This window comes from Paenibacillus sp. FSL H8-0034, from assembly GCF_038000305.1.
GTDB lineage: Bacteria > Bacillota > Bacilli > Paenibacillales > NBRC-103111 > Paenibacillus_S.
Genome location: NZ_JBBOBS010000001.1, coordinates 2,787,918 through 2,807,868, shown reverse-complemented (window position 1 = coordinate 2,807,868; position 19,951 = coordinate 2,787,918). Strand labels below are relative to the sequence as shown.

Below are 19,951 nucleotides of genomic sequence, written 5' to 3'. Positions count from 1 at the left end.
AGGTGTATAAAGGTTTCGGGACGCTCGGCTCTACTATTTGTTTAGTTCCTGCTCAACCTCAAGCGTATCTCCAGGAGCCATAACCTTCCCCTTCAGTCCGCGTGTTTCCAGCAGCGATACGAACGCATCGGCATCCTGCCTGATAGCAGGGAATGAATTGTAATGAACGGGAACAACCAGCTTCGCCTTGTACCATTCTGCAGCCTGTAAGGCATCCTCAGGTCCCATCGTATAATGGTCACCAATAGGAACCAAAGCGACATCAATACGATTGCGGTCGCCGATCAGCTTCATATCGCCGAACAATGCGGTATCTCCGGTATGTAATATCGTTAAACCTTCCGCATAGATCAAATATCCGCCAGGTGTGCCCCCATACAGAATCTGCTTGTTTTCTTCATCGACGATACCCGACGTATGAAACGCCTGGACCATTTTCGCCTTGGCAAAGCCGAGGTCGACGTTCCCGCCCATGTTCATGCCTATCGTTTTTACACCCTTCCAGGACATATAGGTTGCCAGCTCCACATTCGCCACAACCGAACAATCATTGGCTTTGGCTATCGGCTCCGCATCCAATATATGGTCGATGTGGGAGTGCGTCAGAAGAACGGCATCGACCTTGATATCCTCAGGCTTGGCAGTCGCGAGTGGATTGCCGCTGAGAAAAGGATCGATAATTAACGACTTTCCGTTGGTGATGATCTGAATGGCAGAATGACCATGGTAAATGATTTGCATCGAACTTCGACTCCTCATGATTTCGATTTGACTGGGAGAATGCTTCCAACAATCCATCTTAATTGTGACACAAAAAAGCAGCCATTTGCAAGATCGCTGCTTTTTTGTGTATCATATCCGTTTTGAAATCCCTCTTATTCCTTACTGCTTACTGCTGATCTGATATTGTGCCTTGTCCAGCCATTCCTGGCTGAAGGTAACGCCCCAGCCTGGTCCGTCAGGAATGGCGACCTTACCGTCTCTGGCCACCGGGAACGTTTCGTAAAAGCCTTGTGCCCAGCCCGGTTCCTCAATACTGAATTCCAGATAAGGTCCAGCGTTGGGCAGGGCTCCCATCAGATGCAGCGTGAAAATCGTTACCATTGACAAATTGGCGGCATGAGGCGTGCAGGGAATTCCGGCTGCCTCGGCCATTTTGGCTACCTGAAGCGTACGGCTGATGCCCCCTGCGTAGCAAATATCCGGCTGTACAATATCAACAGCTTTCATCGCGATCATCCGTCTGAATTGTGCCAGATCGGTGTCCTGTTCTCCGCCGGACACAGGGATCGTTAGAGCGTCGGCAACCTCCGCGGTCCATTCCAATTCCGGATAAGGGCACGGCTCTTCGAAATGTCCGTAGTTATATTGCTCCAGCAAACGGCCGATCTCGATTGCCCGTTTTGGCGTGAACCCGCTGTTGGCGTCGGCGTGGATGATCGTTTGATCACCCAAAGCTTTCCGAAGGGTCGGGATCATGGCTTCGGTGCGTCCCGGCCAATGGTCAACATCGTTACCGAAGTTTTCCCCGATCCGGATTTTGAATGCTTCGTATCCATGCTTATCCTGAAGCCTCAGAAGCCGCTCAGCCTCCGCCTCAGGCGTTATATTACGCTTCATGCTGGAACCGTATACAGGCAGCAGTCGCGGCTTGCCTCCCAACAGCTCGCAGACGCTTTTCCCTGCCCGTTTGCCGCGCAGATCCCATAACGCTGTATCCAGGCCTCCGACTGCCCGGCAAATATAAGAACCCGGGAATTTGTGCTCGCCTGTCACAACGCGGTCGACCAGTCCATCGATATCGTCAGCATCGGCTCCGAGCGCATAAGGAGCGACCTGCCGATGCAGCACCATAGCCGAGATATCGGCTTGATATGGAGCAACTTGTCCGTAACCTTCCAATCCATCCTCAGTCCGAACACGGACAATCCCGATATGCTGTGTGCAAAAGCTTTCTATACTTTTGATTTTCAAAGTGTTTGCCTCCTATTTGGGGATAGCTTACGTTCTTATAATTTCAATCGCTATAGGCTCTATATATTCCTGAAACCGTTCCTTCACTTGACCGCTATTCACATCGCCTTCATGCACGTAAATCCGCTGCTGTATGTTCAAACTATCGCCACCCTGCAGCGTCTTTCCTCCCGAGAAATGAAAGTTCGCCGATGTAAAGGCTCCGGAATCCCGCACAAACCATTGCGAGGCGTACGTTTCATTGTCCGGGTGTACAAACATCGCGATTCCTGCATCGATGTGCGTTTTGTGGGGAATGCCGTTATCCCAATCCACATGAACCAGCTTGCCGCTGTAATCGACCCATTCAGTTACTGTTCCAAAAATTCCCTTTTCCTTGGTATTTCCACTGGCAGCCGTCAGCAATCCGGTATGGAAGCCGTTAATTTGCTCATTGACCCGAATGAACGGGAAACCGCCTTCCTTGGTGCTGCCAAAAACTACCTCACCGTTTACCGCATGAAGCGATGTGTGAAGGTCCAGGTATCTGGCCTCTCTTGGCATATTATAAATCCGGACACAACGCGTCTCCTGCAAAAGAAGGCCGCCGTCCTCATCCAGCCAATCCACAAGCGATGTAATTTGCCCAAAAACAGGTCCTCCAAACAGCGCCAGGAACTTGCGGTGGGTCTGCCGCCCTTCTCGACGAAATTCATGGTATGCCTTATGCCCGTTGACGTCATCATGTCCCCACCACAAGCCGTGGTGATGCAGATGATCATCCGGCGCATCCTGAATCAGCGTATGTCCCTTCGGTCCAATCAATGGGTAATAATAAGGCTTGGGTACAAACGGAGAGTACATATAACGTGTAGCCAAACTGCCTTCGATGCTCACGATAACTCTTGCATTCTCTTCTTGATGATCAAGGAATACCCCATATGTGTTCCGCCATGGATTATATTTTCGGTCCTCAGGCATGGAAACTGGTTTGGCTTTCTGCATAAAGACCAAGCTTAATTCGGCAGCACTGCTGTCGGCAGGCCATTCCTTGATCAACACATACAGCGCGTGCTCCGTATTCGTGCCCACCGGTGTTGCGGACATCGACTGACTATTTAATTGACATGCGAATTCCAGCCCTGAGGTTTCGTCCTGCAACCAAATATCCATATCACTGAACTCTTGTACAAGCTGTTGATACGTTGATGTGTTTAACTCCAACCGGGTTACTATAGGGAGCAGCATACCGGCACTCGGGATCAGCCTTACCTTGAAATCAATCGCCATTGTGATCATCCACCTCCGCTTACTTGTATAGGCCCTGCTGTGGACAGCCCAGCCATTCGCTGATTATGTGTCTCAGTTAACCGCCGTTACTTGATTCCCGCCAACAAATGCAATATCTGCAGCGACCTGCGGACGAAACAGCTCCCAGCTGAACAAAGTTTCTCCCAAATGCATCAAAGGCTGCTTCTTATAACGGGATTTCGTCACATCGATCAAATCCTCCCAATGCTTCGCTGCGTAGGGCGCCTCCAGCCAATGCTGTGCATTTCTGCGATCATCCTCTTTGCCAGTTTTCTCATACAGGGCATAGCAGACTCCGGCCCGGAGCTTGGCAGCCAAATAAAGGCTTAGATACGCCCAGGCTTCAACATCTGCTGTCTCAGAGCTGAGTGCGGGCGAGGGATCGACTATGGCGGACAGCGCCTTAAGTCCCTGTTGGGCATCCGCCTCCAACGTATCCGCTAATTGCAGCGGTGTGATGAAGCCCTCCATCGATTCACCGTTTACCCAACGGTCTGCATAATCACGAAGTGATAAATACGCGGGATCAAAGGTTGTGCTTTCCAGCAGGTCCTTCAAGGAAATAAACGCCTCTCCCGAATTGTACTCAGTCCGATTGGTCGCGATGAAACCTTCGGCATATAAAGTAAAATCCCACGTAAATGAGAAAAAGGAACCGAGTGCCATCGGCATTTTGCAAACGGATGAAAAGGCTCGAAGCAAATGCTTACCTGCCGATTCCCCGTATCGTTGACTGATTTCATTTTGAAATACGGTGTCAGGTGTTGAAGGATCGTATAACAATCGACCCCACAGCATGTAATACAGCCAGTGCTTCTCGAACGCGTAGGTCCAGCTCATTTGCGGGCTGTCCTCCACATGGGAATAATCCTTTGCGGGTATGAAGCACTCGGAACCCACATAATAACCGCCTACATAGTCATGAATATTTTCTGCCAGATGCTCTCTGATAAAGTCAGGCTGTGCCCAGCGAAGCGTGAAAAAGTCTTCATTGCGGATCATCCACGTAATTTTGTAGTTGGTCGGCGGCGGGTTCCAGTAGCCCTCCATACCTTTGGAGCCCCCATGCGTCAGCAGCAGCTTCGAGGACGAATAGGCGTGGGACCAGTTGAATTTGACCTCAACCCAGACCGGCTCAGGCATAAAACCGTTTTTTTCGATAGAGGTTCTTGTAATAAGCGGGTCTACGGAAAACGGCGCACGGTGAATAAATTTGACAGGTCTGCCGGCGTTCTTCATGCCTTCATAATACACCTCCTCGATCCACGTCTGCCTCGCCTCGGGAGCCATATCGTCCATTCGTTCTCCGAGAGAAATGCCAAGTCCGGCCAAATCGGGATACTCATCAATTATCTGGGTAACGCTTTCGCGAGTATATTGTTTAATCTGTTCGGTTGAGTAAGCATCACCGTAATAAAATTGCAGATCATCCACGGCCTGCGCATCATAGTGCTCTTTAAACGCCTCCGATACGAAAATATTCCAGTTGATCACATATGTTTCGATACCACGATCTTTAGCCATCCGAAACAGCGAGGTCCAATACTGCTTCCACTCCGTCAATTCCTCATCGGAAAAAGGAGTTGCTTTGGGGAAATGAACCGATCTGACCATATAAGGAAAAGGATGAAGATTCCAAAGCGTCAGCACATTGTAGCGGTTAATCGCCATCATATCGAGAAAGCTTTGCCAAAAGCCGAGATCACGAACGGTTTCATGCTGCAAATCAAAGCATGCATGCATCCGATAGCTGGACCAGGGCAGATTAAACTTGAGTGCCCGAAACGCCAATCTGGCATTGGTTATACCTTCAGGGATAAAGGACAGCTCCAGTTGATCGCGGAGCTGCTCGGCAAGCTCCAATACGCCATACATCGCTCCCGACTCGTCACGAGCGAGAATTGCAAGAGCTGGCTTGCCTTGATGCAGAAATCGTCGTATTTCGAAGCCTTCGGCAAGCACAGAGGTATCCACTGCCAAGCCAAGCACAGCAGCTTCTTCCTCCGAGCCGGTGATGGCGATATGTAGATGCCCCGGGCGATTCAGCTCTCCGGTTTCATAGGTCTCCCCCACTGCCAGAATCGCTTCCTTTAACTTATCGACAGCAAAGCTTACTTGAGGCGAGGCTGTCCGAAACGCTACGGCGATAGCCATTTGATGATAACTCCCTTCAATCCTGTTGTGGTTATGCAGCTTATGTCTCAAAAATTTCACAAGTATATTCGGTGGCATATGACTGATCAGGCTGCAGTTCGCGATAAGTACCGTGCTCCAGGGAATGATCAAAATTGGCAAATGCATCATTGCTCGGCTCAATGCCGATCGTATACATATCCTCGACATTGTTGCTCCAGTAGCGGATAAATGGAAAAGCATCCAGCTCCCAGCGGAGTTGAACGCCAACTTTCTTATCCTGGTTGATCAGCTTCACCCAAGGCTCCTGGATATGCGTCAGCACCGTAAATATTTGCTCATTGGCAAACCTCGGCAGCACCTCCTGAAGATTTCTGATGGTACCGTCGGGTAACGTGACCCGGTTAATCGGTTCCTCAAAACGGCTCAAGTCTTTTGCAAATGCACGGTCATATTGCCTTGCATGAAAAGCGATACAAGCTGGAAATTCAATGTACACGCGTTCATCTAGGAACTGACCACCAAACGCCGCATGCTGCGTCCATGTAAATTGTACGGCTGCCGCTCCCTTATTACGAATTCGCTGCTCGACATACAGACGCGAATCCCCCTGCTTAATCTTAAATGTTTTTTCGATGAACAGCGGAATATCGGGCAATTGGACGAAGCAGCGGATGCTGGCACATTCAGCCGTATTTTGTTCAACTTCATACGCCCAAGGCACTGTTGCTGCGATGCCACCGGTGTCCTGCGTAATATCCAAATCCAAATATCTGGCTCGATGGGGAAGGCAATCCTGCCAGCCGCCCGTGAACAGCTCCGAATAATTGTTCAATCTGTGCTCAGCCAAATTTCTATGCTCAAACCGATCAAGCCCGTTGCTCGTTTTCAAAAGAATGTCCATATCTAATGGCTTGTAGATGAACTCAAATATATCAGCCCCCTTGCTGATTAGAATACGGACCCGCAGCAGTTCGTTTTCCAAGGTGACTGTCTTTAATGTAGATATAACCGATTCACGAATTGTGCACCGGGAGCTATTGGACATGTTCAAGCCCCTCCTCAATAACATACCACATTTTGGGTGAAATGGGTCACGTTTGTTTAAACATCGACAGCTCCCGAGACGCCGGAAAAATCTCGTCAAGCTGTTTCATCGTCGTAGCGTCCAGCTCGATTTCAACAGAACGCAGCGTTTCCTCCAGCTCCTGTACACTGCTTGGACCGATCACAGGAGCAGTTACAGCCGGATTGGCCAACAACCACGCCAAGGAAATATTGGCTTCCTGCTCTCCGAGCTCCCTGCACAGTGCTGAGAATTGCTCCATCTGCGAACGATGATTTTCCAGCAGCATCTGGGCATCGACAGTGAGCGGTCGGATTGATGGCTTACTGACATCCACTGCCAGCAGCCCTCTGGCCAGTGGGCTCCATATCGTAATGCCAATGCCAAGCTCCCTCGCAGTTGGCATTGTATCTGTTTCTGGAAATCGGTTCAGCAGGTTGTACCCGTGCTGCTCGGAAACAAGTCCCATATAATGCCGCTCCTGCGCGGCGGATTGGGCACGCGTCAAGTCTCTTCCGGCAAAATTGGAGGAGCCAATATAGTCCACCTTGCCTGACCGGACAAGGCCTTCGAAAGCCTCCCACAATTCTTCCCATTGCACATGCCGATCAACATGATGCATTTGGTACAGCTCAATATGATCGGTTTGCAATCTTTTCAGCGATGCTTCGATATGGCGGCGGATTTTGTACAAGGACAAGCCCTGTTCCTTATTCGGGCCGTCAAGCTCATCCTGCTCGAATACACGACCAACCTTCGTGCCAAGCACAACCCGTTCACGGCGATTGCCGCCCTGCGCAAACCAGCGGCCAATGATTTCCTCGGCTCTGCCGCGGTGGCCGATTCCGCCATATACGTTGGCAGTATCGAAAAAATTAATGCCTGCATCCAGAGCTGCATCCATAATTTTAAACGCTTCCTGCTCAGAAATACTCCCATATTCCCCTTCTTTTGTTGGCAAGGAACCAAAGGCTGCTGTACCGAGGCACAGCCGGCTTACCCTTAACCCCGACTTTCCCAAGTAACCGTATTTCACTGCTCATACCTCCCCGCCTTTAAGTTTGTTTAAACATGGACAGCTCACTCGTGGCTGGGAAAATTTCGTCCAGCCTTTTCATCGTTGACGCATCCAGCTCGATTTCGACGGAGCGCAGTAAATCCTCCAGCTCCTCCACCGTACTCGGACCGATTACCGGGGCAGCTACAGCCGGATTGGCCAGCAGCCATGCCAGGGAAACGTTGGCTTCCTTCTCACCCAGCTCTCTGCACAGGTCAGAGAACTGCTCCATCTGCGAACGATGGGTTTCCAGCAGCATCAGTGCATCATCTGTCAGTGTCCGGGTGATCGGCTTGCTCACATCCGTGGCCAGCAGCCCCCTTGCCAGCGGACTCCATATTGTAATGCCGATACCAAGCTCCTTGGCGGTCGGCAGCGTATCCATTTCCGGAAATCGGTTCAGCAGGTTGTACCCGTGCTGCTCGGAAATCAGGCCCATAAAATGCCGTTCCTTGGCGACCGATTGAGCACGTGCCAAATCTCTTCCGGCAAAATTGGAGGAGCCGATATAATCGACCTTTCCTGACCGGACAAGGCCTTCGAACGCCTCCCACAGCTCCTCCCATTGCACATTCCGATCCACGTGATGCATTTGATACAGCTCGATGTGATCAGTTTGCAGCCTTTTTAGTGATGCCTCAAAATGTCGACGGATTTTGTACAACGACAAGCCCTGCGCCTTGTTCGGGCCGTCAAGCTCATCCTCCTCGAACACCCGGCCCACCTTGGTTCCGAGTACTACCCGTTCCCGACGGTTGCCTCCCTGGGCAAACCAGCGTCCGATAATCTCCTCGGTAATCCCGCGATGACCGATGGTTTCCCCACGAAGTCTTACCCCTCCGTAGACGTTGGCGGTATCAAAGAAATTAATTCCCGCATCCAAAGCTGCATCCATAATTCGAAATGCTTCCTGTTCACTGATACTCCCATACTCTCCTTCTTTCCCTACCTTGCCGCCAAAGGCTGCCGTACCCAGACATAACCGGCTTACCCTTAATCCCGACTTACCCAAGTAACCGTATTTCATCGCAATCCCTCCACGAATACATTTCATTTTAATGATATATGCTACAACCGTACTTTAGCTTCAATCGTACTTTCATCCAGCTCAATGCCCAGCCCAGCTTGCTCAGGAAGAGCAAGAAATCCGTTCACCGGGATCAGCTTGTTGAGGTGGAAATGGTTTTGCTGCTGCTGGTAGAGTACCAAATATTCAAGATAAGGACACACCGAAGGCGCAAGCGATGCGATCACATGCAGATTAGGCAGCACTGTGCAGCCATGAGGAATGAATTTCACATCAAAGGCTTCGGCAAGGATCGCGATTTTACGCAGCTCTGTAATGCCTCCGGTCCAATCCGGATCAGGCTGGGCATAAGCTAACAGCCCCTCGTCAAAAAACGGCTTAAAATCTTTACGGGTATACAAATGCTCACCGGCGGCCAGCAGCAGCGACCCCCGTTCTTTTAACAGCCTGTAGCCGTCAATCTGATTGGGAAGCAGTGGTTCCTCCAGCCATAACGGCCGTAATTCGCGCAGCCGGTCCATCATATCGATCGCGTAAGGAACGTCCCAGCCCATCCAGCAATCAAGCATGAAATCAGCCTCGCTGCCAATGGCTTCCCGTACCTCCTGCGCCATACGAAGATTGCTTGCCCTCCCTTTCCCGCCAGCAGAGGGGCCATGGCGAAAAAACCATTTTTGCGCCTTAAAACCGGCGTCCACGAAGGCTTTTGCTTGCTCGCCTGCCTTGCCTGCATCAATCGGATAGCCCAGTGTGCTGGCATATACGGGAATTTGCGAACGCGTGGGTCCGCCAAGCAGCCGATAAACCGGCGTATGATAAAATTTACCGCGTAAATCCCATAGCGCACAATCGATTGCACTGGCAGCCATCATATAATAACCGCTGCGGCCGTGCCGGTCGAATCTCATTTGATCCCATAAACGTTCGATATCCAGCGGGTTCTGATCCAGCAGCAGCGGCTTTAGCTTCTTGATAATGATATCCGCCTGCTCTTCATACACCATCGGCCCGTATAACCCGTCAAGACCCTCGTCGGTAACAATGCTCACATAATAACGAACCAACGGTATCGACTCTGTCGAGCTGTCTATCGACGGTGACGGGTCACGATGTGCATATTCGGGATAGATGTCCAAGGGAGCAGCCGAACGTGCACGGTGCTCCCACGCCTTGTTCATCGTTCCGCTCAATTTAAAAACCTGTACGTCAATAATTTTCATTATACCGCTCCGCGAACCTGAAGCTTGACGCTGTACAAGGAAGAGCTCGCTGTTATGAACAGTGTGTTACCAAGCGCCGATTCCGGCGGTGAACCGAAGCATAGGTTGGCAGCAACCTCCGGGAATTCCAGTCTGCCCAACCGCTCCCCTGACGGGGCAAATATCCACACACCGCCCGGTCCGGTCACATACACATTGCCATGCTCGTCTACTTTCATCCCGTCTGCGGCACCAGGGCCTGCCTCCGTGTCCAGCTCCGCAAAGACCCGTCCATTGCTGATGCTTCCATCCGGGTTTACCTCGAACACTCTGACATGCTGCTCAGTCGTATCGTCAATGTATAAAAGTGATTCATCCGGAGAAAAGGCAAGTCCGTTAGGTCTCGGAAAATCTTCTACAAGCAAATCCAAAGCTCCTGATTGCGGATCATACCGGAATACCCCGTTAACGTCCAAATCCTTCGTATCTCCCAATGCTGTACTGTAAGGGTCGGAGAAATAAATCGTTCCGTCCTTTTTGACAATGACATCGTTGGTGTTATTGATTCTGCTTCCTTGATAATGGGTGACGAGCGCTGTAATAGAGCCATCCAGCTCCGTTCGGGAAATTCTGCGGGTTAGCGTTTCGCACGATAACAGCCGCCCCTCCGCGTCCAAGGTAAGACCAACCGCTCTGTCGCTATGATCACTATAAAGCTGCAAGCCGTTCGTCTCGTTCCAGGTATAAATACGATGATTCGGGAAATCCGTAAAATATAATTGGTTTGTGCGAGAGCACCAGACAGGACCTTCCGAAAAGGAGAAGCCCGTGGCCAATTTCTGCGCAGTCTGCTCGGGAGAAATAATAGGATCGAGCTTTTCTGAATAACGGATGATATTCATCGGGTAAAGCCTCCTTCAGTTGGAAATGGAGAGTAATAAGCTTTTGCTGTAATCGTTCCCTTCGTGTGCCTGCCCAATATGTTGACCTGCTTGACCTCTCCAGGCAGCAAATCGAAGTAGTTATCCTCAAACAGCCAGCCGAACTCATCACCCTCATGATTGCCCGAGAGCTCAATGCATCGTGCAAACTGATCCGTTGACAGCGTGAGTTGACCACCGTTGATTTCCATCGCAATCCTGGCCTCGGGGAATCGCATATGCCTTTCGATATCTACGAAATCATGCGTTCTCGCGATTAGCTCACCCCGAGCATCCACCAAATAGGCATATAAGATATAGGTTCTGGAAAACTGCTTGAACTCGTTGAGATTCGTAATGAGGTTCGACTCACCTGAACGAACCTGCACGCTTTTCTCGAACTCTTGTACAAAAGCATTGGATAAAGGATCGAACAGCTTCACATATAAGGTGCCTTCAACATCGTTGGCACTGTCATTCACAGCCCACAAATAAATAAAGTTTTGCACATCAAACGACAGCAGTACAGGCTGGTAGGCTCGCTTGACCGCATAATAAGGCATATACGGCTCCATATAATAATCGATCATGCTTCCATAAATAACAGGCCATGAATCGTTCCATCTGCACACGAAATGCCCTTTGCATATTCGTTCGCCATCTGGGCTTTCAGACGGCTTGCCTCTGCGGTTATTTTCCAGCACCTTCCGCAAATAATGCCCATGGGCAGCTCCAAATTTGTATACGGCCGATGGAAGATCGTCTGCGTCATAAAACAGCTCAATCGGCGGTATCTTCCTCCAGCCGAAGGCTGATGTCCGCTCGGTCCAGGTATCAGGCCAAGGGTATTTCGAGTTTCGGGTTATTTGACCTGAATAATCTGCCGGCCATGCCCGCTCCTCGCCCATATATCTCACAAAGCTTTTCAATGATGGCGGGGACGTTCTGATTTCCTCGGCAATCATGATCGGATAATCAGCTCCCGGAACATACCACGTATTCGTATAGCTGTGGGTATCCCCTGCCAACGGATCATTGCAATAAGCACCTCCGTATGGCGAATTGATGTGGTAGTATCGGTCAGGGTCCAGCGTCTCACATACGCTCTTATAATCCTCCAGAAAGATTTCGCCGCCTATGTAGGGCTCTCCGGGCAGCTCAAACTCAGCTCCCATGAAGCATTCATTGCCACCGCACCAAAACAGCAGCGAAGGGTGATGCTTAAGCCGCTTCACCTGATATTCTGCTTCCTTCCTGTACAATTCACGATAGGGCAGCGTATCGGGATACATCCCATAATCGTGGAAAAACTCCTGCCAGATCAGAATGCCCCGTTGATCAGCCTCATCATAAAAGGCATCATCGTATCGATCGGCACCGCCCCATACCCGCTGCGAGTTCATATTCGCGTTCTCCAGCAGGTCCAGCAACTGGTTGGATTTTTCGTTATTCCAGCAGTGGGTAATTCCCTGTAGCTGCGCCGATTGAGCCCCCCATAATTTAATCTGCTTTTGATTAATGACAAAATCAAGCGGCTGCACCATCTTAACATCGCGGAAGCCGATTCGTTTCACGTTCTGGTCTTTGGCTTCGCCGTTAACAAGCACAGACACGGAAACCTCATATAACGGCTGCTCGCCGTAGCCCCGTGGCCACCACAGCAGCGGATCAGGAACTGCCAGTTCGCAGGTATAAGTCCAGCTTTCTGCGTCTTCGCTGGAGATCGGGGTGTTATGCTGAGCAACGACCTGCTGATCCGGGCTTTTGATAGTCAATTGTAAAGTGCTGCCTGCTGCGAACCCGGCTCCACTCACTTTGGCTGTAACTAACCCTTGCTCATACCCTTCCAGCAGTCGGAATGAAAGATCGTTGTCCACAATCTCCAGCTCATCTACAACCTCTAGAGAAACCGTGTCGTAAATGCCCATCCGGGTCAGGTAAGGCTTGGCACCCAAGTAATCGTTAAAATCCTGATCACTTTTTCTGATTAAACGACTCGGTCTTATTTTGCCAGTCCAATCTTTCGGATAATCGGCCTGCTGCATGAAGGCATAGGGCGAATGGATATGTACCACGAGTATATTTTCTTCTTCCAACAGCCCTGATACTTCCAGTCTGGCTGGCACATACATATTATTGTGGTAGGCCACATGCTTGCCATTGAGGTAAATATCGACCAGCGTATCCAGTCCCTTGAAATGAAGGTATGCCTTTTGATCCTGCAGCTCGGGGGCGCTAAAGGTACGTTTATAGATCCAGTCGTGCTCGGCGACCCACAAGCATTCCTTTCCTTTGCCAAGCAGAGACGGGTCCTCGATCAGCCCTTCCCTAAGTAAAATTTCATGAACCTGAGCGGGAACGTTGGTCGGTATCCATCCATTTTCCCCTACAGACTCTTCCGCATCCTTATTTAATGTATCCGCATCAACCTGATCAAATGGAGCGAATTTTTTGATTTCCCACGAATCGTTTAACTGAATGATGAGTTTCATGTTAACTCTCCCTTTGTATCTTATGAAGTAGGGCATGCAAGTCATTCGACCTTTAACCCTTGATGCTTCCTCCCACAAGTCCACGAATCAGATGCTTCGAGCCGAAGCCGAACAAAATCAGGATCGGAATCGTTGACAGGGCAAGCGCCAATATTCTGGCGGCATAATCCGTACGGTATTCACTGCTCAACAAGGAGACTGCAAGCGGTATCGTATACAGGCTTTCCTTATTAATCAATACCAGAGGTGTCAAATAGTTATTCCAGGACCACAGGAAAAACAGCAGGGACAAGGTGATCAGAGCCGGGCGAATAACAGGCAGCACGATTCTCGCAAATATACCGAATTCGCTGCATCCGTCCAGCCTGCCGCTTTCTATAATTTCACCAGGGACCGCACTGCTGATATACTGCGTCATCCAGAACACACCGAACGCATTGGCTATACCACCTATAATTAACGGAACCAAGGTATTAACGAGTCCCAAATAACGCATTTCTACAACAAATCCAACCAAACCTAGCTGTGGAGGGATCATCAACGTGCCAATAATAAAGAAATAGAGCAGCTTTTTACCTTTAAACTGGTATTTGGCGAAGGCAAAGCCTGTCAGCGCACTGACCAGTACTGCTGCCGTCGTGTTAATCACAGCAACAACCAGACTGTTTAAATAAAACCGGAAAAAGTTTTGCGCCAGCACTGATTTTAGATTTTCCAGCAAATAAGTGCCCGGAAGCAGCTTGAGTCCTGTATACAAATCTTCACTGACATAGGTGCCCATAATAATCATCGTATAAAACGGAACTAACGCAAACAGGGATACAATCGTAACCAGGATATATACCGGTAATTTTCCTATATGTCTCAAAGCTGCGATTCCTCCTTGCGGTTCATAATTTTCATGGAGAAAATGGAGAAAATCGAAATTACAATAAACAGACTGTAAGCAATAGCAGAGCCATAGCCGAATTCAAAATTGTGAAAGGCCACATCATAATATCTCATGACTACGGTCAAAACAGCATGGTCAGGACCACCAATCGGCTGTGATGCGGATTGAAACAGCAGTTGCGGTTCATCAAACAAGCGGAAGCCGTTAATAATGCTGGTAATCACGACGAACAGCATGATCGGTCTTAACATAGGAATCGTAATATGAATAAAGCTGTCCCACCACCGGGCGCCATCGATTTTGGCTGATTCATACAGCTCTTCGGGAATTGTGGATAACCCTGACAAAAACAGCACCATTTTATACCCGTAAGCAGTCCAGCTCATCATAATGATCACAACAAGCCGGGCTGCCCATGGAACACCCAACCAATAAACAGTGTCAATGCCCAGCATGCCTAGCACTGCATTCACCGAGCCATTCTTCCAGTCAAACAAAATTTGAAAGATGATTCCGATCGCAACCGGCGTTGTAATATACGGTAAAAAGTTAATCAGCTGAAGCGCATTTCTTGATTTTCGAAAGAAATCCTTCAGGAATACCGCCAGCAGAAGCCCTAATATGATTTCTACCGGTATGGTGATCACAATGATCAGAATCGTGTTATACAGGGATTCATAGAACAGGCTGTCATTCGTAAATATTCGGATATAGTTAGCTAAACCAACAAATACCATATCGGTGATTCCGTCCCATTTGGTAAAGCTGATCACCAGTGAGAACAGGATCGGAAACAAACCGAATGCGATATACATAACAAAATACGGGGCGACCATCAAATAAGGTGTTGCCTTTTTCCCAACCCTTAACAAGCATCTCACCTTCTACCTTATCATTATGAATCAAAAGGGAGCTTGCGCCTGAACCCAAACCCCCTTTTGGCCTTCTTGCTATTTAACAAGCTTGATCTTGTTTATTGAACCTTGAGATCTGGCTGCTTGCTCTTCAAGTCATCTTCCATCTTCTTGATCAGCTGATCCACAGCCACATTGCCATCCTTGGACGCATTGATCGTTTTCATCGCTACGTTAACGGAATCATCAATATCCTGATCATATTTGCTTGGCAGGCGTACCGATTTAATTTTGGGGAATACATCCTGGGCAATAGCCTTCTGAACGTCCTGCCCGGCAAAATGCTCTTCCTTCTTCGAGTAGAAATCGGCTTTCTCGTAAATCGGCTTGAATGGCGAGAAATTGCCCTTATAATCGCGTGCTACCTCAGAGCCTTTTTCGGTCAGGAACAGCCATTTCACAAACTCGGCTCCCCCTACTTTGTTCTTGGCTTTTTGTGGAACTCCTTGCAGTGTTCCGCCAAGCGGGAAAGGTCCTCCCGGTGGAATCATGAAGCCCCAACGGCCTACGCCATTTTTATCGTTAGCTTTGATTGTGAACTCAACCGACCAGTTGGCGCATGGGTAAAAAATGTGTAAATCATCGGTATAGGAAGCATTGGCAGCAGGGGAGTTCGTATCCAATACATCGATAATGCCTGCTTTTTTCATCTGCACCAGCTTGTCAAGCAAAGGTCCAACACCCTGCTTCAAATTCAGGGTAGTTCCTTGAATAAACGGTGTGTTCGTTTGCCCTTTGAGGAATGCATAAGCATCGCCAAGGCTTGCAAACATAAACACCTTGCCATTGGACTTCTCCTTGACCTCGATGCCCTTCTGAATAAAGGTATCCCAATCGGTAAAGATTTTTTCCAATTCCGCACGATCCTCTGTGCCAAAGTACTGTTTGGCCAAAGCGCGTTTATAAGCCATACCCGCGACAGAAGGGGCTTCAGGGCCGACATAAACTCCGCTCTCGGTAGTTTCCAGAGGTACCAAATAGTCGAGCACCTGAGATTTGTCAAGATTGTAAGGGGCTTTAGACAGATCCTCCCAGATATTCAGGGATAGCAGCTTGCCACGATAGGTCTGTTCCAGCCATGCCACATCAGGTAGATCCGCCCCGGAGGCCAGCGCCGTTTGCAGCTTTTGAGCCATATCCTTACTCTCAACCGCTGTCATGACAATGTTATACTGGGGATACAGCTTGGTGAACTCCTCATACATCTTGGCCCGGGAATCCGTCTTGTCCCACAACCAAATATTAATGTCTGTCTTCGCTGGACTGCCTGCCGCTTCCGGCTTTTTGTCTGTACCGGCAGCATTTTGCTGACCCCCTCCACTGCATCCTGCCAATCCGAGCATTGCTGTGAGAAGAACCACGGGTAACGCTTTCATCCATCTCTTGCGCATACATCATCCTCCTGATTCAATATGATCTTGCTTACATGGATTAATATAACAGCAGCATCCAGAGCTGAATACATGTCAAAATTATTATATGTTATACATTTTTATGATCTGCGGCATATGAAAGCCAGTCTGGTATGGAAAAGCGGATTCGCGTACCTTCGTTCTCTACACTTTCGATTTGTAATATCGCCGGTTCACCGTACAATAATTGAAGCCGGTTATTCACGTTCAGCATGCCAATGTGGTCCAGATCCTCCTGCAGAAAAGGCGAGCCCATCAACGAACGAAGACGTTCCAGCTTCTCAAGGCTCATCCCAACTCCGTTATCCTCCACACTGACCACAAGGTTGCCGCTCTCAGCCCTTACACGGATTCGAATCCAGCCTTTGCGTTGAGAAGGGAGAATACCGTGAAAGATGCTGTTTTCCACTAACGGATATAAAATCATTTTGGGTATTCTTTTCTGCCTGCAAGCTTCTTCAACATCCCATAACAGCTCCATTCTATCGATATACCTGTATTGCAGAATCATTATATAGTCCTCCATGTAGATCATTTCTTCTTGAATGGAGGCAAGCATCTCGGGTTTATTCTTGATCGTTCGCTGCAGGAATGAAATAAATGCCTTCGTAAGAGCCGCCACATCCGGGGCATTCGCCTTTCTCGCCAAATAAATCACAGAATTTAAAGTGTTGTAGATAAAATGCGGATTGATTTGGTACATGAACATTTTCAGCTCAAGCTCCCGTTTCTGTTTCTCCATCAGAACCGATTCCTCCACCAGATTTTTAATATCCTTGACCATTTTATTAAATACCTTGGCAACCTCTTCGATTTCATCGCCACTTGTCACCGATATATGGGTATGCAGCTCGCCCTTGGAAACCTGGCGCATCCCTCTGATCAGCTTCATGAGCGGCTTGGTCACATTGGCAACCACCGGATAGATCGACAATGACATGATCAACAAACAGATCAGCATAATGGACACCAGCACATAATTGGTATATGTCATGTTGGCGTTGATTTTATTTTCCGAAATCACCCCGATTAATTCCCATTGCGAGGAGGGTATCGATTCAGGTATGTAATAATTCCCATCTTTCAATACGGTCTCTTTCGGAAGAGCGGAATCGCCAAACACTTCCTGTGGAGCCGATAAAGCAGCAGTGTTCGGGGCATACACCGTTTCCTTATCCTTGTTCAAGGTCCATATGTGAATTCCGAGCGAAGGATCGGTCAGCATCGGTTTTACCAATACCTCATAATTCATGTGAATGAGAAGCTTGCCCAAATATACATAAGGATTTTGCTTGTCATAAATATTCATCACATAGGTGACAACCTTCAACTCCGTAGGTCGGTTCAAATTATTCGTAACAATATGCGGCTTGGACGTTCCGTTATACTGATTGTTGGTTCTAAAGTCATCGTACCAATCCTCCGTTATGGAGCTTGAGTAAACATCTTTCATTTCCAATACCTTGTTATCGCGATCCACGATAAACATATCGACAATGATATGATCCCTGAGCAAGCTATACTCCTTTAATACCGTTTCCAATTGGAGATTGCTCACAAAATAGTCGTAGTCCTGCGTGGTAGACATTTTTTTTAACAGCAGCTGCAGCTGATCGTTAACGACAATCCCTTTGGCATAATTCACAATATCCTCGGAAAGATAAGAAACCTGCTGGGCTATTTTTTCAACGATCGTTTGGTTATCTCTAACGATCTGCCTGCTCAATATCGGATTGACGTACAAATAAATCGAAAAGCTGCTCAGGCCGACTGAAAGTAAAATAGAAATAAATGCGACGGCTGTAATTTTCACCTTAATATTCATCGATTTTAAAAAATGGGGCATACATCGACCCTCCTTCATGATGAGTACACAATCCAAATTCGACTTGGGAATCGTCCGTGAATCCTTTTACAAATCACCAGGGCTCAGTCCGGTTACTTTCTTAAATGTTTTGGAAAAATATTGCACCGTTTGATATCCAACCATCGAGCTCACCTCGTACACTTTATAATGGCCGGAAGCCAGGAGCTCCCTCGCCTTTTCAATCCGGTATTGGGTCAAATATGTGATGAAGGAAACACCCACCTCCTTCTTAAACAATTGGCTCGCATAAATCAAACTGAACCCCATCCGGTCCGCAATTTCATTTAACGTAATATCCTTCGCGTAATTGGCATGAATATATTGCAGCAGCTCCCTGATTTTTTTGCTGTATTTGGCATTCGATTCTTCTTCCAGCTTCATGACCATATGTTGGAACCATTCTGCAATCTGGTACACACTGCCCAACTGCTGTATTTCAGACAGAGCATCAAAGGGCTCGATCATTGGCGTTCCGTGCTTGGGAATTGCTTTCAGATTGATCAAACGGATCAGCTCGAGGATTCCGTTTTTCAGTGCAGCTATGTCCTCCAAGGCTACAAGCAGCCGGGTAAACAGCTCATCAATGGCTTCATTAGCCAACCCATACTGCTCATGCTTCAAATACTCCTGAATTTCCTTAAGCTTGTGATCTATCGAAGCCAACAATGCCTGCTTGTCGAGCTGCTTGTGAGTCTGCACTAATAGGGAGCTGCCCTTCCTAAATATTCTTAAGGCATACAACTCCCTTGTTTTTTTAAGGCTCTCCCGGATATCTCGCTGATTTTCAAAAACAGGTCCGATGGCTACGGAAATTTTCCTGGAAAACGCTTTGTTGACAAGGGATTGCAGATGATTCGCCAAATGGCTGCTGTATTCAAAAATGCTGAGTTCACTACTGCGTTCAGGAATTCGATAAAAAATAATATATTCATTATCGTACATATCAACGACTTCCGATTCGACTTTATCCGATGAACGCGCGTACATAAAATCGATAAATGTTTTCCTATCTACTGCGGCAGGTCTGTTCTGTGTATATTCCTGATCTGGATGCAGAGAATCAAAGCCCATAATAAGAATTCCTGTTCTACCCTTCCAACGAAACAAATCGTCAGTGACTATTATGCCAGCATCATCGATCATCGACTCCATCCGCTTGAGATACATACGAAGCTGCTCTCTGCGGGCCAAATAACCGACACTTTCTTCCTCTTGCATCTGCTGCTTTAATTTGTTCAGCTCCTGAATTAATAACGAACCGTCCAGTTCATGCTTCAGCACATAGGAATGGATGCCTAATTGAATAGCCTGCCGCGCAAAGTCAAAGTCACCATAGGACGTTAGCAGAATGATTTTTTTGCTTTTGCGAATTTGTAGAATGGTATCAATCATTTCCAATCCACCCATGACAGGCATCTTGATATCCGTAATAATCACATCCGGATTTTGTTCCATACAAATTCGCAAGCCCTCTCCGCCATTCCTTGCTTCGGCGATGATCTCAAAACCATGCTGCTCCCAATCGATTAAATGTTTGATGTCCTCTCTCACAATATCCTCATCCTCAACAATCATGACCTTCAGCAATTTCCATCCCCCCATATGAATCCGCTTACACTCATTGTGAATTAAAGTGAAAATATAATCAATACTACCATATCCAAGTTGAATTATGTTTATTAATGTTAGTAAGAGTGATTTCAACCGT

General features: G+C 48.1%; 15 protein-coding genes. All 15 read right to left on the bottom strand.

Annotation, left to right across the window (positions count from 1 at the left end):
• Positions 1–33: 33 nt before the first annotated feature.
• The 15 genes from NST47_RS12575 to NST47_RS12505 all read right to left on the bottom strand — a co-directional run bounded on the left by NST47_RS12575 (position 34) and on the right by NST47_RS12505 (position 19,830).
• On the bottom strand, positions 34–741 hold the full coding sequence (locus NST47_RS12575; RefSeq protein ID WP_341155456.1) for a metal-dependent hydrolase: 708 nt from the start codon (positions 739–741) through the stop codon (positions 34–36).
• Between the two features lie 141 nt (positions 742–882).
• Complete coding sequence (locus tag NST47_RS12570; RefSeq protein WP_341155455.1) at positions 883–1,974, bottom strand: mandelate racemase/muconate lactonizing enzyme family protein; 1,092 nt, start codon at positions 1,972–1,974, stop codon at positions 883–885.
• Positions 1,975–2,001: 27 nt separating this feature from the next.
• Entirely contained in the window at positions 2,002–3,243 is a 1,242-nt protein-coding gene (locus tag NST47_RS12565; protein WP_341155454.1) for a DUF6807 domain-containing protein, read from the bottom strand.
• Between the two features lie 72 nt (positions 3,244–3,315).
• On the bottom strand, positions 3,316–5,418 hold the full coding sequence (locus NST47_RS12560) for a hypothetical protein (protein WP_341155453.1): 2,103 nt from the start codon (positions 5,416–5,418) through the stop codon (positions 3,316–3,318).
• A 40-nt stretch (positions 5,419–5,458) separates the two neighbouring features.
• Positions 5,459–6,445 (bottom strand): DUF4432 family protein, encoded by a 987-nt coding sequence (locus tag NST47_RS12555; RefSeq protein ID WP_341155452.1) that lies wholly within the window; start codon positions 6,443–6,445, stop codon positions 5,459–5,461.
• Between the two features lie 46 nt (positions 6,446–6,491).
• Positions 6,492–7,499, bottom strand: coding sequence for an aldo/keto reductase (locus NST47_RS12550; RefSeq protein WP_341155451.1), 1,008 nt, complete (start codon positions 7,497–7,499; stop codon positions 6,492–6,494).
• 19 nt (positions 7,500–7,518) lie between these two features.
• Positions 7,519–8,547 (bottom strand): aldo/keto reductase, encoded by a 1,029-nt coding sequence (locus NST47_RS12545; RefSeq protein WP_341155450.1) that lies wholly within the window; start codon positions 8,545–8,547, stop codon positions 7,519–7,521.
• A 41-nt stretch (positions 8,548–8,588) separates the two neighbouring features.
• Positions 8,589–9,767, bottom strand: coding sequence for an enolase C-terminal domain-like protein (locus tag NST47_RS12540; RefSeq protein ID WP_341155449.1), 1,179 nt, complete (start codon positions 9,765–9,767; stop codon positions 8,589–8,591).
• Positions 9,767–10,648 (bottom strand): SMP-30/gluconolactonase/LRE family protein, encoded by an 882-nt coding sequence (locus NST47_RS12535; RefSeq protein WP_341155448.1) that lies wholly within the window; start codon positions 10,646–10,648, stop codon positions 9,767–9,769. The genes NST47_RS12540 and NST47_RS12535 overlap by 1 nt, the downstream gene beginning before the upstream one ends.
• Positions 10,645–13,158 (bottom strand): glycoside hydrolase family 2 protein, encoded by a 2,514-nt coding sequence (locus NST47_RS12530; RefSeq protein WP_341155447.1) that lies wholly within the window; start codon positions 13,156–13,158, stop codon positions 10,645–10,647. Before NST47_RS12530 ends, NST47_RS12535 begins: the two co-directional genes overlap by 4 nt.
• A 52-nt stretch (positions 13,159–13,210) precedes the next feature.
• Entirely contained in the window at positions 13,211–14,026 is an 816-nt protein-coding gene (locus tag NST47_RS12525; protein WP_256711225.1) for a carbohydrate ABC transporter permease, read from the bottom strand.
• The gene (locus tag NST47_RS12520; protein ID WP_341155446.1) at positions 14,023–14,922 is read right to left on the bottom strand and encodes a carbohydrate ABC transporter permease; all 900 of its coding nucleotides are present in this window, start codon (positions 14,920–14,922) and stop codon (positions 14,023–14,025) included. The genes NST47_RS12525 and NST47_RS12520 overlap by 4 nt, the downstream gene beginning before the upstream one ends.
• A 101-nt stretch (positions 14,923–15,023) precedes the next feature.
• Positions 15,024–16,355, bottom strand: a complete 1,332-nt coding sequence (locus NST47_RS12515) for an ABC transporter substrate-binding protein (protein ID WP_341155445.1) — start codon at positions 16,353–16,355, stop codon at positions 15,024–15,026.
• A 91-nt stretch (positions 16,356–16,446) separates the two neighbouring features.
• Positions 16,447–18,222 carry a sensor histidine kinase gene (locus NST47_RS12510; RefSeq protein WP_341155444.1) on the bottom strand — a complete coding sequence of 592 codons (1,776 nt, stop codon included), beginning with the start codon at positions 18,220–18,222 and terminating at the stop codon, positions 16,447–16,449.
• Positions 18,223–18,288: 66 nt separating this feature from the next.
• Positions 18,289–19,830, bottom strand: a complete 1,542-nt coding sequence (locus tag NST47_RS12505) for a response regulator (protein ID WP_341155443.1) — start codon at positions 19,828–19,830, stop codon at positions 18,289–18,291.
• Between the last annotated feature and the right edge of the window lie 121 nt (positions 19,831–19,951).